The 15,272-nt window shown below is 34.8% G+C and carries 16 protein-coding genes; 9 read left to right on the forward strand and 7 right to left on the reverse strand.

What is annotated here, in order from left to right; translation table 11 throughout:
* Positions 1–128: 128 nt before the first annotated feature.
* The 4 genes from crr to H3S73_RS12295 form a co-directional block, all read right to left on the reverse strand.
* The gene (gene crr, locus H3S73_RS12280; protein ID WP_025316547.1) at positions 129–632 is read right to left on the reverse strand and encodes a PTS glucose transporter subunit IIA; all 504 of its coding nucleotides are present in this window, start codon (positions 630–632) and stop codon (positions 129–131) included.
* A 9-nt stretch (positions 633–641) separates the two neighbouring features.
* Positions 642–2,369: a phosphoenolpyruvate-protein phosphotransferase PtsI gene (gene ptsI, locus H3S73_RS12285; protein WP_232352580.1), complete on the reverse strand. Its 1,728-nt coding sequence runs from the start codon at positions 2,367–2,369 to the stop codon at positions 642–644.
* Between the two features lie 51 nt (positions 2,370–2,420).
* Positions 2,421–2,678: a phosphocarrier protein Hpr gene (gene ptsH / locus H3S73_RS12290; RefSeq protein ID WP_025316545.1), complete on the reverse strand. Its 258-nt coding sequence runs from the start codon at positions 2,676–2,678 to the stop codon at positions 2,421–2,423.
* A gap of 139 nt (positions 2,679–2,817) precedes the next feature.
* Complete coding sequence (locus H3S73_RS12295) at positions 2,818–3,171, reverse strand: hypothetical protein (RefSeq protein WP_144092884.1); 354 nt, start codon at positions 3,169–3,171, stop codon at positions 2,818–2,820.
* A 123-nt stretch (positions 3,172–3,294) separates the two neighbouring features.
* Here H3S73_RS12295 and H3S73_RS12300 point away from each other — a divergent pair, with 123 nt between their 5' ends.
* Both H3S73_RS12300 and pepP read left to right on the forward strand, forming a co-directional pair.
* On the forward strand, positions 3,295–3,837 hold the full coding sequence (locus H3S73_RS12300; protein ID WP_198236785.1) for a UPF0149 family protein: 543 nt from the start codon (positions 3,295–3,297) through the stop codon (positions 3,835–3,837).
* Positions 3,838–3,877: 40 nt separating this feature from the next.
* Positions 3,878–5,188 carry a Xaa-Pro aminopeptidase gene (gene pepP, locus H3S73_RS12305; protein WP_198236804.1) on the forward strand — a complete coding sequence of 437 codons (1,311 nt, stop codon included), beginning with the start codon at positions 3,878–3,880 and terminating at the stop codon, positions 5,186–5,188.
* An 82-nt stretch (positions 5,189–5,270) separates the two neighbouring features.
* Here the strand turns inward: pepP and H3S73_RS12310 are convergent, their stop codons facing one another.
* Positions 5,271–6,062, reverse strand: coding sequence for a TonB family protein (locus H3S73_RS12310; protein ID WP_198236786.1), 792 nt, complete (start codon positions 6,060–6,062; stop codon positions 5,271–5,273).
* A gap of 154 nt (positions 6,063–6,216) precedes the next feature.
* Here H3S73_RS12310 and ispB point away from each other — a divergent pair, with 154 nt between their 5' ends.
* Together ispB and H3S73_RS12320 are read left to right on the forward strand one after the other, a co-directional pair.
* Positions 6,217–7,203 (forward strand): octaprenyl diphosphate synthase, encoded by a 987-nt coding sequence (gene ispB / locus H3S73_RS12315; protein ID WP_232352578.1) that lies wholly within the window; start codon positions 6,217–6,219, stop codon positions 7,201–7,203.
* Between the two features lie 126 nt (positions 7,204–7,329).
* Positions 7,330–8,202: an EamA family transporter gene (locus H3S73_RS12320; RefSeq protein WP_198228834.1), complete on the forward strand. Its 873-nt coding sequence runs from the start codon at positions 7,330–7,332 to the stop codon at positions 8,200–8,202.
* A gap of 90 nt (positions 8,203–8,292) precedes the next feature.
* Here the strand turns inward: H3S73_RS12320 and ffh are convergent, their stop codons facing one another.
* Positions 8,293–9,660, reverse strand: coding sequence for a signal recognition particle protein (ffh, locus tag H3S73_RS12325; RefSeq protein WP_198228835.1), 1,368 nt, complete (start codon positions 9,658–9,660; stop codon positions 8,293–8,295).
* A gap of 190 nt (positions 9,661–9,850) precedes the next feature.
* On the opposite strand from ffh, the gene H3S73_RS12330 reads away from it, so the two are divergent.
* The 5 genes from H3S73_RS12330 to galU all read left to right on the forward strand — a co-directional run bounded on the left by H3S73_RS12330 (position 9,851) and on the right by galU (position 13,709).
* On the forward strand, positions 9,851–10,234 hold the full coding sequence (locus H3S73_RS12330; protein ID WP_198228836.1) for a RidA family protein: 384 nt from the start codon (positions 9,851–9,853) through the stop codon (positions 10,232–10,234).
* Between the two features lie 266 nt (positions 10,235–10,500).
* Complete coding sequence (locus H3S73_RS12335; RefSeq protein ID WP_198236787.1) at positions 10,501–11,694, forward strand: amino acid aminotransferase; 1,194 nt, start codon at positions 10,501–10,503, stop codon at positions 11,692–11,694.
* A 25-nt stretch (positions 11,695–11,719) separates the two neighbouring features.
* Complete coding sequence (locus H3S73_RS12340) at positions 11,720–11,869, forward strand: entericidin A/B family lipoprotein (protein WP_081301693.1); 150 nt, start codon at positions 11,720–11,722, stop codon at positions 11,867–11,869.
* Between the two features lie 48 nt (positions 11,870–11,917).
* On the forward strand, positions 11,918–12,418 hold the full coding sequence (locus H3S73_RS12345) for a hypothetical protein (protein ID WP_198228838.1): 501 nt from the start codon (positions 11,918–11,920) through the stop codon (positions 12,416–12,418).
* Between the two features lie 376 nt (positions 12,419–12,794).
* A complete protein-coding gene (galU, locus tag H3S73_RS12350) occupies positions 12,795–13,709 on the forward strand; it encodes a UTP--glucose-1-phosphate uridylyltransferase GalU (protein WP_198228839.1) in 915 nt (304 codons plus the stop codon).
* A gap of 68 nt (positions 13,710–13,777) precedes the next feature.
* On the opposite strand, the gene H3S73_RS12355 is transcribed toward galU, so the two are convergent.
* Positions 13,778–15,199, reverse strand: coding sequence for a cation:dicarboxylate symporter family transporter (locus H3S73_RS12355; protein ID WP_198236788.1), 1,422 nt, complete (start codon positions 15,197–15,199; stop codon positions 13,778–13,780).
* Positions 15,200–15,272: the final 73 nt, after the last annotated feature.

The following is a 15,272-nucleotide window of genomic DNA, read 5'->3' on the forward strand; positions in this document are numbered from 1 at the left end:
TAGCTATGATAATTTTTAAATCTCGACTATATTTTGACATAAAAAGACCCCCTGTAATTGGTTGTCCAACTATTGGGGGTCACTTCATTAGGCTGAAGGTTTTTTTATGATTAGCTTAAATGAAAAAATTATTTTTTCACACGCATTATCGGTGTTTTACCTGCTTCAACAGAACCAGAAAGTTTAGTTAATTCTACCACTGTTTCCATATTAGAAATAACCACTGGTGTTAACACTGATTTAGCTTTACTTTCAAGTAATGGCAGATCGATTTCAATGATCGTATCGCCTACTTTTACTTGTTGACCTTCTTCAGCAATTCGCTTAAAGCCTTCACCTTTTAACTCTACTGTGTCGATACCAAAATGAACAAAAAGCTCAATTCCTTCATCTGACTCAATTGCAAAAGCGTGATTGGTTTCGAAGATTTTGCCAATTTTACCGTTTAAAGGTGCAACAATTTTATTACCTGAAGGTTTAATTGCAACACCATCACCAACGATTTTTTCAGCAAAAACCACATCTGGTACATCTTCGATTTTGACTATTTCGCCACTTAAAGGTGCAATAATTTCGATGCTATTTTTATTATCATCGGATACTAATTGCTTGATTTTATCGAATAGACCCATCATTGTCTCCTAACAAATTTGCTTTTCAGCGGTATAATTTTCAATTAAGTCAATAATTTCTTTGGCTGTAGCTTTTTGTAATACTGTATCAGCAAACTTTTTCGCCTCTTCAAAATTAGTATTGCGAATCAATTTCTTAATTTTTGGAATTGATACCGCACTCATACTAAATTCATCAAGCCCCATACCTAATAATAAAATTGTTGCGCGCTCATCACCAGCAAGCTCACCACACATTCCAGTCCATTTACCTTCTTTATGCGATGCATCAATAACATTTTTAATCAATGTTAATACAGAAGGTGATAATGGGTTGTAAAGATGAGAAATCAATTCATTACCACGGTCAACAGCAAGTGTATATTGAGTTAAGTCATTCGTTCCGATACTAAAGAAATCTACTTCTTTGGCTAAGTGATGCGCAATCACTGCTGCTGCTGGGGTCTCAATCATCACACCAATTTCGATATTTTTATCAAATGCTTTGCCTTCAGTCGTTAATTGTTCTTTAAGAATATTGATTTCAGATTTTAATATGCGAATTTCTTCCACTGAAATAATCATTGGGAACATAATACGTAATTTACCGAATGCAGATGCACGTAAGATTGCACGTAATTGGGCATGAAGTACTTCTTTACGATCTAAACAAATACGAATTGCACGCCAGCCTAAAAATGGATTCTCTTCTTTTGGTAAATGCATATAAGGTACATCTTTATCGCCACCAATATCCATTGTACGTACAATTACGGATAAACCATGAGTTGATTCAGCTACTTCTTTGTAAGCTTTAAATTGTTCTTCTTCATCAGGATAAGCATCGCGATCCATAAATAAGAATTCGGTACGGTATAAACCAACACCTTCATAACCGTTGCGTTCTGCACCAGCAATATCACGCACAGTACCTATGTTGCCACAAATTTCGACTTGGTGTCCGTCAAGCGTTACAGCTGGCAAGTCTTTCAATTTTGAAAGTTCTTCTTTATCGCTAATAAATTTTGCTTGAACTTGTTTTAATTTTTCTTGGGTAGTGTGATCTGGATTGATATAGATAGCATTATTAATTGCATCTAAAATAACAAAATCACCTTGTTTGATTTCTTGGGTTGCGTTAGATGTGCCTACAATGGCTGGAATTTCTAATGAACGAGCCATAATTGATGTATGTGATGTTCGTCCACCAGCATCAGTAATAAAACCTAATACCATGTCTAAATTTAATTGAGCGGTTTCAGATGGTGTTAAATCTGTTGCAACTAAAATACATGGTTGGCTAATAGCACTTAAATCAACAATTTCAATACCTAAGATATTTTTAAGTAAGCGTTTACCGATGTCGCGAATATCTGCTGCACGTTCTTTTAAATATTCATCATCTAAATTTTCCAGTTCTTTAGCTTGAGTTTCAAAAACGGATTGAACTGCGGCATCAGCGGTAGAATGTTTAGTTTGAATACGTGAAATAACTTCTTGTTCAAGATCTTCATCTTCAAGAAGCATGATATGACCTTCAAATATTGCTGCTTTATCTTCGCCTAATGTAGATTTTGCTCGCTCCATGATTGCATGTAATTGCTCACTTGATTTTTCTCGAGCTTCTTTGAAGCGTTCAATTTCAGCGTCAATTTTGTTATCAAGAATTTGTCTATTACTAATAACAATAGGCTCTTCTTTTAATAATAGCGCTTTTGCAAAAGCGATACCGGGGGAAACAAGTATACCTGATACCATAAATTTAATCCTTATTCAATTTTAAAACTGTTCATAGCTAATTTGGAGTTATTATTCTAATTCTGGAATTAGTTTTACAAGATGTTGTACTGCTTCTTTTTCATCTTCGCCTTCGGCTGAAATAGTAATTGTTGTTCCTTGTGTTAAACCTAAAGTTTGTAATTTAAATAAGCTTTTGGCACTTGCACTTTTACCATTTGAAGTAACGGTAATTTCAGCATTAAAATTTTTGGCTTCTTTGACAAATTGCGCCGCTGGACGGGTATGAAGACCATTTGATGCCGTAATTGTTACATCTTGTTTATACATATTATTTTTGCTCCTAAAAATATTTTCTTTTCAGCAACCAATATAAATAAAAACTGCATGAAAGGCTAGTAAGATTTCATAGATCTTTGACATTCATTGAATATTATTAGCCATAATTTATAGAGATAGCTAGATTTTATCAGTATCGGTAAATTCGAGTGATTTTATCACTACATTTTCTAAATTCTACCTGCCCATGAATACCATGTTTGATATTCTCAAAAACGACTTCTTCACTGCCATCAAGTTGTGAAGCTCTAATTTCTTTACGACAGAATGTTTCAAATCGTTGCAGTTCTTGCTCGCCATTACCTAATTTATAAGTTTTAGGTAAATTTTGACCGGTTACATAAGTGTGTATCTTATCTTGCACATTAAGGATAATCACGCCATTATTTGAAACTAATGTACCACAAGCGGTTAATGATATAGCTAAAACTGCATAAAAAGATAGTAGTAGAGGCAATTTAACCATTAATCTTAATAACTTCAAAATAATTCCTTTATAAAGCTCAGTAACCTGTTTATTATTTATAGCAAGTTTAGAATTATATACTAAAATTGTGGAAAGTGCAGAAATGCATTTTTTGTGATATGACAACATCAAGGTGGCGTAATGGCGGAAACTATTAATTATGACGAACTTAATCGTCAATTAGTCCAATATAAAGTAGGGATTACAGCAGCTGAGTTGCATGGTTTTATCGTAGGTATTTTAGCTGGAGGTAACCATGATGAGAGTTGGCGTCCTTTAGTTGAAGATATGTTAAATAATGGTCAAACTGTTGTTGCACCTCTGAATGAACAAATTACTAAACTTTATCAGTTAACTAAGCAACAACTCTTAGATGAAGATTTTGAATTTCAATTATTTCTTAGTGACAAAGATTTGTATGCACAAATTGATGATTTAGTTGGTTGGGTAAATCATTTTTTACTTGGTATAGGGCTGGTACAACCCAAAATTAATCGGATTAAAGGTGATGTGGGAGAAGCTATTTATGATTTACGTCAAATTATTAATTTGGGCTATGATGAGCAAGAAGATCAACAAGAACTTGAGTTTGCGTTTGAAGAAATTAAAGAATATGTACGCATAACATCAATGTTATGTTTTGACGAATTCAATGAAACTGAAATAACACCAACAATTCATTAAGATTAACTAGTAATTAATCTTAATTAAGGTCGTCATAATGATGAAAACAGATATTAAAACAGAAATTATTTTGCGTCGTGAAAAGTTGCTTGCACAGATGGTGCCCAATAGTGTTGCTCTTTTTTTCGCTGCTCCTGAAGTAACACGAAGTAACGATACTCATTATCCATATCGACAAAATAGTGATTTTTGGTATTTTACCCATTTTGCTGAGCCAGAGTCAGTGTTGGCTGTGATTAAACAACAAGATAATAGTGCGCGGTATGTATTATTCAATCGAAAAAAGGATCCTTTGGCAGAGACATGGACGGGATATCGTTTAGGTCAGCAAGCTGCATTGGCATCAATTTTCGTTGATGAAGCTTATCTTTTTGATGAAATTGATACCATACTACCCGATTTATTAAATGGTAAAACTGCAATTTATCATGCTGATCAACTTTATCAATATGCCGATAAAATTGTTAACCAAGTACAGGCGACTTTAAGACAAGGGAGTAGATTAAATTTAGTGGCGCCAAGCTCTATCATTGATTGGCGACCAATCGTGCATGAAATGCGGATGTTTAAGTCCGATTTCGAGATGCAACTATTACGTAAGGCTTGTAAAATTAGTGCAGTGGCACATGTTAGAGCAATGCAAAAATGTGCGCCTTTAATGTATGAATATCAATTAGAAGCTGAGATTTTACACGAATTTGCTTGGCACGGTGCACGCTTTCCATCTTATAACACCATTGTTGGTGGTGGCAATAATGGTTGTATTTTGCATTATGAAAATAATAGTGAGCAATTGAAAGATGGGGATTTGGTTTTGATAGATGCGGGGTGTGAGTATCAATACTACGCAGGAGATATTACTCGAACATTTCCAATTAATGGCAAATTTAACCAAGCACAACGTGAGATTTATGATATCGTTTTGGCTTCTCAATATCAGGCAATTCATCTTCTCAAACCTGGCACATCCATTAAAGACGTTAATGACCAAGTTGTACGAACGATGGTGATAGGTTTAGTTAAGTTAGGCATTATGCAAGGTGATGTAGACAGTCTAATTGCTAATAAAGCCTATTTGGCGTTTTATATGCATGGTTTAGGGCATTGGCTTGGTATTGATGTGCATGATGTTGGTAGTGGACGAGATCGAATTTTAGAACCAGGAATGGTGTTAACTGTAGAGCCAGGATTGTATATTAATAAAGATGCTGATGTACCAGATCGCTATAAAGGTATTGGCATTCGTATTGAGGATAATATTTTAATTACCGAATCTGGTAATGAAGTTTTGACCGCGGATGTTCCTAAAGAGCCTGAACAAATTGAACAATTGATGGTCAATCACTTGTAGAGTATAGATATCTATTGCCATAACACTTTCGAGATATAGGTTATGGCTTTGTTGTTGTCACTTAAAACGATTATGTGAATAATTAGTCCAAACTAATGGATTTATCTCGATTAAAGATAATTTTTATTTTCTGATCTTTCGCTGCAATAGGTTGATACTTCCACATTTTCATTGCACTAATTACTGATCGATTAAAGATATTATTGGGTTTTGCTTCTATAATCCGAATATTTTCAATACGTCCATTACTGTTTATATCAAACAGTGCTATCACATAACCTTCTAAACGCATATCAAGTGCTCGGCGAGGATACTCGGGTTGATTGCGACTAATCGGTGAGGGATTACCTGAGTATCGACGACTATCAGATATTTGTGGGGCAACTGAAGTATTAGAGATATTTTCAGCAATGACTTCTTGCCTTACTTGTTGACGTGATGCTTTTTGCACAGGGCGGCGCTTTTTCTTAGGCTTATCTTTTTGTTTTACAATAATATCTTTTTCAGTTATTACTGCAGGTTTGTCAGGTATTGTTTCTTCAATAGGTTCAGGTTCAACAATTGGTGTCTCTTCAATTGGTTTGTTATCAATAATTTCACTGTCTTGAGCACCTTGAATATCAGGTGTATTTTCAACTAATGATTGTTCTGGAGCAGCAAGAGAAAAATCAATCATTATGGCTTTAATTGAATTATCGCCCTCATCTGCAACGATGTCTTTTACAAATAGCGTAGAACAAAACAATAAAGTAAGTATACACAAATGTGACATTACAGCAATAAATGCATATAAATAAACACCTCTTTCCTCTTTCTTAGCAATGGATTGAGGGATCTTTTCATCACTGATATCTATATCAAAGTTAATCTTCATACTAATAAACATTTCTAACTTAAGGTGGGTATTTTAAATGAAAATGCTTATCATTTGTAGTTTTTTTTAAAATATGATCCGCAACTCTTGTTGCATAAAAATATTTATCAGATAATAGCAAGATTAATATCTATTATTTCTAGCGGTTAAACTGATGAATAATCCATCAATGAATCAAATACTCGATCTGGTAAAAGATGATTTAGTTAAAGTGAACCAAGCTATACAAGCTGAACTAAGTTCAGATGTGGCTTTGATTAATCAGTTGGGCAATTATATTATTAGCAGTGGAGGAAAGCGTATTCGTCCTGTTATTGCTTTATTAATTGCTAAAGCACTTAATTATCAAGGTGACAAACATATTATTACGGCCGCTTTTATTGAATTTATTCATACCGCCACCTTATTGCATGATGATGTAGTAGACGAGTCTGATTTAAGGCGTGGTAAATCGACCGCGAATGCTTTATTTGGTAATGCTGCTAGTGTATTAGTCGGTGATTATATTTATACACGTTCTTTTCAAATGATGGTGCGTACAGAATCGTTTAAGGTTTTGACTATCATGTCGGCAGCAACTAATGTTATTGCTGAAGGGGAAGTACAGCAATTAATTAATTGTAATGATCCTGATATTACCAAAGAACAATATTTAGAAGTTATTTATCGCAAAACAGCCCGTTTATTTGAGGCAACTTCACATTCTGCTGCGGTGTTAGCTGGTGCAAATGAACAGCAAGAGTTTGCCTTACAAGAGTACGGTAAATATTTAGGTACAGCCTTTCAAATTATTGATGACCTATTGGATTACAATGCCGATAATAATCAAAAATTAGGAAAAAATTTAGGAGATGATCTTAATGAAGGCAAGCCAACCTTACCGCTCCTACACGCCATGCATCACACTAAAAATGCTGAGGATGCTGCATTAATTCGTCGAGCTATAGAACAAGGCAATGGTCGACATTTATTAAATCGCATTTTACATATTATGGATGAATGTGGTTCACTTGAGTTTACCTTGCAAGCTGCTCAGGCGGAAGCCCGTAAAGCATCGGATGTTATTGCTATTTTACCTGACTCACCTTATAAACAAGCATTACAAGATCTAGCCTTATTGTCAGTAAAAAGAGAAAATTAATTAATCGGTAAATGTTAAGTAAGTTATTTAAGCGTCTATTTTATACTCAAATGTATCGTTTATCTCAAACTTTTTGGCATTAATTAAATAGACAATAAGTTCAATATATTAAAGTAAGGTATTTTTATGTTTAAAAGATCTTGGCCGGTTTTTTTGATTTTTGTTTCGATGATCTCCATTCAAGGTAGTGCTTCAATCGCCAAATATCTTTTTCCAGTGTTAGGACCTGAAGGTATGACCGCTTGGCGATTGTGTTTTTCGGCTATAATTTTAATTATCATTTTTAAACCTTGGCGAAAACCAATACCTAAACCGGCATTAAAATTTATATTTTTATACGGTATTTCAATTGGTTGTATGAATTTAGCTTTTTATAGTGCTATCGCTAGAATTCCTTTAGGCATTGCTGTAGCTATCGAATTGACAGGACCAATAATGGTAGCCATGTGTTCATCACGTCAATTGTTTGATTTTATTTGGCTAGGTATTGCCGTGATCGGATTAGCTATGTTACTGCCTATTCATCAAGCGTCAGGGAATTTAGATCCTGTCGGTATTTTATTTGCTTTATTAGCAGGCAGTTGTTGGGCATGTTACATTTTATTTGGGCGTAAAGCTGGTGCTATTTATGGATCTTCAAGCGTCGCTATTGGGTCGGTAATTGCTTCGTGCTTTTTATTTCCAATTGGTGTATGGCAAAGTGGTAGTGCTATGTTTTCGTTAGATCTGCTCCCTTTGGTGTTTGTTGTCTCTTTATTGGCCTCAGCTATTCCTTATGGATTAGATATGATTGCTCTACCAAAATTGCCTGCGCAAACATTTAGTACTTTAATGAGTTTATCACCCGTTTTTGCTGCGCTTTCTGGTTTAATTGTGTTGCACGAACAATTATCGAGTTATCAGTGGTTAGCAATTGTGTTTATTATTGTTTCATCAATAGGTACCGTACTCACCATGAATCGCCCAACAAAGATTGAATCGGTTAAATCAGGTAATTAAAAAAAATTATCGCGCTGTTGAAGGCGCGATTTTTTTGATAGTCTAATGTTCAATTATGACCCTTTTACAAGGAAGAAATTAAGCGTAGATTTAACGTGGAGGGAATCCCATTCCACCGCCCATTAAACCTTTCATCTGGCGCATCATCTTCATCATGCCACCACCTTTCATTTTCTTCATCATTTTTTGCATATCGTCAAACTGTTTTAAGAGTTTATTCACATCTTGTACTTGGGTTCCTGAACCCATTGCAATTCGACGCTTACGTGAACCTTTAATGATTTCAGGATTTGCACGCTCTTTGAGCGTCATTGAGCCAATAATTGCTTCCATTTTGATAGTGATTTTATCATCCATTTGTGCTTTGATATGATCCGGCAGTTGGCCTACACCAGGTAATTTTGCCAGCATTGCACCCATACCGCCCATATTGCGCATCTGTTTAAGTTGATCTTGAAAATCATTAAAATCAAATTTATCGCCTTTTTTCAATTTTTTGGCGATTTTTTCTGCTTTCTCGCGATCGACATTACTTTGTAATTCTTCAATTAACGAAATAACATCACCCATACCCAAAATACGAGAGGCAATACGATCAGGATAGAATGGTTCTAAAGCATCGGTCTTTTCACCCATCCCCAAAAATTTAATTGGTTTGCCAGTAATATTGCGAATAGAAAGCGCTGCACCACCACGAGCATCCCCATCAACTTTAGTTAAAATCACACCAGTGAGTGGTAATGCATCATTGAAAGCTTTCGCGGTATTGGCTGCATCTTGTCCGGTCATGGCATCCACAACAAACAGGGTTTCAATTGGGTTTATTGCTTGATGAAGAGCCTTGATTTCGTCCATCATGTCATTATCGACATGTAAACGACCTGCGGTATCGACAATAAGTACGTCAAAAAATTGTAGTTTAGCGTGTGAAATGGCTTTATTTACAATATTAACTGGTTTTTCATTAACATCAGATGGAAAAAATTCGACATCAATGGCTTTAGCTAGTGTTTCTAACTGCTTAATTGCCGCTGGTCGATAAACATCGGCAGATACAACCAGTACTTTTTTCTTCTGTTTTTCTTTTAAGAATTTGGCCAGTTTTGCAACACTGGTGGTTTTACCTGCACCTTGTAAACCAGCCATTAAGATTACTGCGGGTGGCTGGGTTGCTAAATTGAGTGAACTGTTAACTTCTCCCATTGCAGCCGTCAGTTCGGCTTGAACTATTTTAATAAACTCTTGGCCTGGTGTTAGGCTTTTATTGACATCTAAACCTACAGCTTTTTCTTTAACTTGATTAATAAATTCACGAACAACAGGTAGCGCAACATCGGCTTCAAGTAGAGCCATTCGGACATCGCGCAGTGCTTCTTTAATATTATCTTCAGACAGTCGTCCACGACCACTAATATTGCGAAATGTCTGTGATAAACGGTCGGTTAAATTCTCAAACATGTTAACTCTCAATAAATAAAAAAATTTTGATTATCATATCAGAAAATTTTAAGAAGTCCCATGATCATAATTGTGTATTGACTTGACACCAAATTATCTTCCTGTTCAAATGAAGATAGATAAACAAAGGTGTATTACTTATAAAAAGTAATGAAGAGATAGAATAAATACAAAAGGAGAAAAATTGAATATGGCAAAAGTGATTCAAACCGAAAAAGCCCCAGCAGCAATCGGACCATATGTTCAGGCACTCGATTTAGGCAATATGCTATTTGCATCAGGGCAGATTCCTTTAGTCCCTGAAACGGGTGAAATGCCAGATTGTGTTAAAGAACAAGCAAAACAAAGTTTAGCCAATGTTAAAGCAATAATCACATCGGCAGGTTATCAAGTGAGTAATATCGTTAAAACAACTATTTTTTTAGCTGATATGAATGATTTTGCTGCTGTTAATGCGGTTTATGAAGCATTTTTTATCGAAAATAATGCCGGATTCCCTGCACGTTCTTGTGTACAAGTTGCTCGTATTCCTAAAGATGCAAAAGTTGAAATTGAAGTCATTGCTGCTAAATAATTTTAACTAGTTTGATTAGCACTAAAAAGTGCTAATCTTTGTCAAAAAGTTTCAGGTAAACCCTACGTTTTAGTATAAAATTGAACTTAAATTGAATAATTTTTTCATTTAATATATCGTTGATTATTCTTATCAAAAATGATTGAAATTCCTAATGAAAATTCAATTGAATTATTTACAGTTGAACTTGTATTTAGTGATTGATTGCCAATTGAGTTGATGCAATAATCTACAGTTATGAGTTATTGTGTCAATTAGGTTGTAATATGTTTGAAAAAGTAGAGTCCTATGCAGGGGATCCAATTTTATCTTTAGTTGCTGAATTTAATAATGATCATCGTGAAAGTAAAACTAATTTAAGTATTGGTTATTATTATGATGAAAATAGTGTTGTCCCTCAATTGGAGTGTATTAAAATCGCTCGTGATTATATTTATCATAATCAACAAGATGCACAACTTTATTTACCAATGAGCGGTTTACCCTCTTATTGCCAAGCAATTCAGTCATTGCTATTTGGTGAAGAGCATTCAGCCTATAAAGATAAACGTATTGCAACTATACAAACATTAGGCGGATCAGGAGCACTAAAAATCGGTGCTGATTTTTTATATCGTTATTTTCCTAATTCACAAGTCTGGGTCAGTGATCCAACATGGGAAAATCATATTGCTATTTTTGGTGGCGCAGGTTTTAAAGTTAATACCTATCCCTATTTTGATTCACAAACATGTGGAGTTAAATTTGACTCAATGCTTGAAACATTGGAACAATTGCCTGCCAAAAGCATTGTATTACTGCATCCTTGTTGTCATAACCCAACGGGCGCAGATTTAACACCATCACAGTGGGATAAAGTAATTGCTGTATTACAAACACGTGATCTCATTCCATTTATGGATATTGCTTATCAAGGATTTGGTGAAAGTATTGAAAGTGACAGTTACGCAATTAAAAAAGCAGCTGAAGTGGGGCTTTGTGGTTTTATAAGTAACTCGTTTTCCAAAACATTTTCACTTTATGGGGAACGTGTTGGGGGGTTATCTGTGTTGTGTGAAAATGATGAAGCTGCTCGTCGTGTATTAGGCCAACTTCAGGCAACGGTTCGTCGAAACTATTCTAGCCCAGCTGCTTATGGTGCCCAATTAGTCAGTTATGTTTTAAATAATTCTGAATTGAAAGCCTGTTGGGTTAAAGAAGTTGAATCAATGCGAAATCGTATTGTATTGATGCGTTCTACTTTAGTTAGTTTGTTAAAAACACAAGCGCCAGATCATAATTTTGATTATTTAGTTAAGCAGCGTGGTATGTTTAGTTATACTGGTTTTAGTAAACAACAAGTCACACAATTAAAAGATAATTTTGCTGTTTATTTGGTGGGCAGTGGAAGAATGTGTGTGGCGGGCTTAAATCACCATAATATTCATCGTGTGGCGGAAGCATTTGCTACATTAAAATAATCAAGTCACAAAAAGGAGAATATTTATGTTACGCAAGATGTTAATTCTAGTATTCGGTATTGCAATGACAACTCTCATTGTTGGATGTAATACAGTTAATGGTGTAGGCAAAGATGTTCAATCTGGTGGTAAAGCCATTTCGAAAACGGCTGAAAATGTTAGTGATAAATTATAATAAGGATGATTAATATATATTAATCATTTATAGATTATAAAAAGTAAAATGCGACATATTATAGTAGTTATATTTTTTTTACTTACTGGGTGCGGTTCGTTAAATTTTCGAACTGCACCTTTAACTGTTGAAAACTGTCATTATTCAAGTATGATTAATACGGAATTTGTATTAAATCCTTTGCCGTCAAATGTATTAAGTTATCCACATATTTATATTGCTCAAAGTCGACAAAGTAAACATTTACCAGCAAGTTATGCCGGCATGAAAGGAAAACTGACGGGTAATATTGAGGGTCGCGATTATCCTAAACAAACATTTTGGCGAGCGCAATCCTTATTTGATAGGGCTACATTATATGATGATGGCTATGATGATCTCTATATAAGTCCCACGCAAAAAGAAGCTCGTGACCGTAAAGCGAAATTTGTAGTAAGACAAGCGATTTTGCAAAACTGCCAGCTTATTTATATTGCTATTGATTCTTTGGCAAAAGATAGGGATAATCCTGCATTAATTGAATCTAACGATTTATCAATAAATAGATAAGATATTATATAAAGACAAATAACTAATAGTATTATTGGTTGAATTGATATTTATAGTATCGAGTTTATTAACAAAATTTATTTCTCTTTCTTATTTAATTTTTGATAATTATTCTTTAGAATTGTTTTTATATTGTAAAGATTATCAATGCTACGTTTAATATGTTAGATTTAGCTTTTTTTATCGTTTATTACAATTTGATATCGAATCAACGTAATATATGAAATTTTACAAGGGCAATTATTCATACATGTACTTTGATTCCCTATATGTTAATGTCATTATGGGTTGAAAATACATATTGTTAATATGGCATAGAGATAATAGAGACTATTATAATAGTTGTGTTATCTGCTAATTTTTTTAAGGAAATAAAATGTCATCAAGTTTTGAATCAACTTTGAATGGAAACGTCAAAAAGGCCGTTATCCCTGTTGCCGGTCTTGGTACTCGAATGTTACCTGCTACTAAAGCCATTCCTAAGGAAATGTTACCTGTGGTTGATAAACCACTTATTCAGTATGTAGTAAAAGAGTGTATTGCGGCAGGCATTACTGAGATCATTTTTGTTACCCACTCATCAAAAAATTCAATTGAAAACCACTTCGATACTAGTTTTGAATTAGAAGCAATGTTAGAAGCGCGTGTTAAACGTCAACTGTTACAAGAAGTACAAAGTATTTTACCTAAAAATGTAACAATAACGAGTGTTCGACAAGGTTTAGCCAAAGGACTTGGTCATGCCGTATTGTGTGCTTATCCTTTGGTTGGCGATGAACCTTTCGCGGTTGTGCTACCAGATGTGATTATTGATGAGTATGAAAGCGATCTAACAAAAGATAATTTAGCGGCAATGATTAATAATTATCATGAGACCAAGCATAGTCAAATTATGGTTGAGCCAGTACCGAAAGAGTTAGTTTCTTCTTATGGGATTGTCGACTGCCATGGTCAAGAATTGTCTGCTGGTGCTGTTACACAAATGTATAGTGTCGTTGAAAAACCATCAGTTGAAGAAGCTCCATCCAATCAATCGGTTGTTGGGCGTTATGTTTTATCTGAAAAAATCTGGCCTTTACTTGCTAAAACACCATTAGGTGCAGGTGGCGAAATTCAACTCACGGATGCAATTGCAATGTTACTTAAAGAGGACTCCGTTGATGCATATTGTATTAAAGGCCGGAGTCATGATTGTGGTAATAAATTGGGTTATGTACAAACCTTTGTACAATACGCAATGCGTCATAAAAGCTTAGGCGATGATGTTACTGCATGGTTAAAAACAATTTAAACATTAATTTTTGAATAAAAAAGGACGCTCTAAACGTCCTTTTTTATTCTGCGTATTCTTTACTTAAATTAAACATCCGACTGTTCATTTTCAAGAGAAATATTTGGATCATAGAAAGTATTCATATCCATAAGTCCCACTTCGCGATCGGTAGCGACTGCCGCAGTCATTGCCCCAGATACGTTGGCTAGTGTACGTGCCATATCAATGATTGGATCGACCGCCAGAACCATACCAATTAATGGGAAGTATTCAGCCATGCCCATACCAGATAAAACCACTGTTGCAGCAACTGTTGCTGTACCAGGAATACCAGCAATACCAATTGAACCAATGACGACTACAATTACCAACATAATATAAAATTGGAAATTAGTATCAATACCCACCATATGCGCAACCATAACAGCAAGTAATGCAGGAAAGAAACCAGCACAGCCATTCATACCCATAGTACTACCAAGTGAACCGACCAAATTTGCTGTGCCTGTATTGACTCCCATACGTACCGTTAAAGTTGAGATAGTCATGGGTAATGTACCAACTGACGAACGGCTTGTAAAAGCTAATAACCACGTTCCCATTGCTTTTTTAATAAACATGACAGGTGATATACCGTGAATCATAACAACTAAAACATGCACAATTAACATGATCAATGTGGCAATGTAGATGGCTGCAACAAAACCTGATACTTCAACAATTGCAGGTATACCATTAGAAATAATGGTTCTAGCTAGAAGGGCGATGACTGCATATGGCATATACTTAATGATGGTCATGGCAATTGACATCACAATTTTATAAAGTGCTTCAATAAAGGTTTTAAACAGAGCAATCGGTTGTGGATTTTTCTTTTCCATTCGATTGGCAGCAATCCCCATAAGAGCAGAAAAGATAACTAATCCAACAATATTTTCTTTAACCATTGATGCAATGATATTACTTGGAATAAGGTTTACAAAAGTATCAATTATATTAGTGTATTGTTTAGCTTGAGCATGATGCTCAGTTGTAGAGCTGATTTCTCCTAATTCAAACAAATTAGCCAAAGCAATACCAACTATACAAGCAATTGCAGTGGTAAACAGTAACCAGAATATCCCTCTAAATGCGATTTGTGGTAGGTTTTCTTTACCAGAAAAATCAATAATGACTTTAACAATAGAGACAAATATCAAAGGAATGACTAGCATGCGAATAAAGGCAATAAAAGCACGTCCAAAAAGGCCATACCATGTAGCTGTCTCTTGCATCCAAACATTTGATGTATCAGGGAATCCTGCTGCAGCTTGTATACCTAAACCAAGCACTGCACCAAGTATTAACCCAACTAACATACGAAGAGAAAAATTAATTTTTTTATCTTGTAACGGTTTCATCACTCCAAAAAAACAAACTAGCAGTAGTCCAATACCAATTAAAGTTTGATAGTGTGTGATAGATAGGAACTTTTCAAAAAAAGTTCCTTGAAAAATGGGATCTGACATAATTGCCCCTTTATTGTGATAATTTAATCATCGAATAAAATCATATTAATAATCTTACTTAATTTATGATGCA

Origin of the sequence: Gilliamella sp. B14384G12, assembly GCF_016101825.1 — a bacterium.
GTDB classification, from domain to species: Bacteria; Pseudomonadota; Gammaproteobacteria; order Enterobacterales; family Orbaceae; genus Gilliamella; species Gilliamella apicola_N.

Bases quoted from the DNA above. Each gene is read 5' to 3' on its own strand.
- H3S73_RS12340 (WP_081301693.1), top strand. From the start codon at position 11,720: ATGTTACGCAAGATGTTAATTCTAGTATTCGGTATTGCAATGACAACT.
- H3S73_RS12345 (WP_198228838.1), top strand. From the start codon at position 11,918: ATGCGACATATTATAGTAGTTATATTTTTTTTACTTACTGGGTGCGGT.
- H3S73_RS12310 (WP_198236786.1), bottom strand. From the start codon at position 6,062: ATGAAGATTAACTTTGATATAGATATCAGTGATGAAAAGATCCCTCAA.
- ispB (WP_232352578.1), top strand. From the start codon at position 6,217: ATGAATAATCCATCAATGAATCAAATACTCGATCTGGTAAAAGATGAT.
- ffh (WP_198228835.1), bottom strand. From the start codon at position 9,660: ATGTTTGAGAATTTAACCGACCGTTTATCACAGACATTTCGCAATATT.
- pepP (WP_198236804.1), top strand. From the start codon at position 3,878: ATGAAAACAGATATTAAAACAGAAATTATTTTGCGTCGTGAAAAGTTG.
- ptsI (WP_232352580.1), bottom strand. From the start codon at position 2,369: ATGGTATCAGGTATACTTGTTTCCCCCGGTATCGCTTTTGCAAAAGCG.
- H3S73_RS12320 (WP_198228834.1), top strand. From the start codon at position 7,330: ATGTTTAAAAGATCTTGGCCGGTTTTTTTGATTTTTGTTTCGATGATC.
- galU (WP_198228839.1), top strand. From the start codon at position 12,795: ATGTCATCAAGTTTTGAATCAACTTTGAATGGAAACGTCAAAAAGGCC.
- H3S73_RS12330 (WP_198228836.1), top strand. From the start codon at position 9,851: ATGGCAAAAGTGATTCAAACCGAAAAAGCCCCAGCAGCAATCGGACCA.
- crr (WP_025316547.1), bottom strand. From the start codon at position 632: ATGGGTCTATTCGATAAAATCAAGCAATTAGTATCCGATGATAATAAA.
- H3S73_RS12300 (WP_198236785.1), top strand. From the start codon at position 3,295: ATGGCGGAAACTATTAATTATGACGAACTTAATCGTCAATTAGTCCAA.
- H3S73_RS12355 (WP_198236788.1), bottom strand. From the start codon at position 15,199: ATGTCAGATCCCATTTTTCAAGGAACTTTTTTTGAAAAGTTCCTATCT.
- H3S73_RS12335 (WP_198236787.1), top strand. From the start codon at position 10,501: ATGTTTGAAAAAGTAGAGTCCTATGCAGGGGATCCAATTTTATCTTTA.
- ptsH (WP_025316545.1), bottom strand. From the start codon at position 2,678: ATGTATAAACAAGATGTAACAATTACGGCATCAAATGGTCTTCATACC.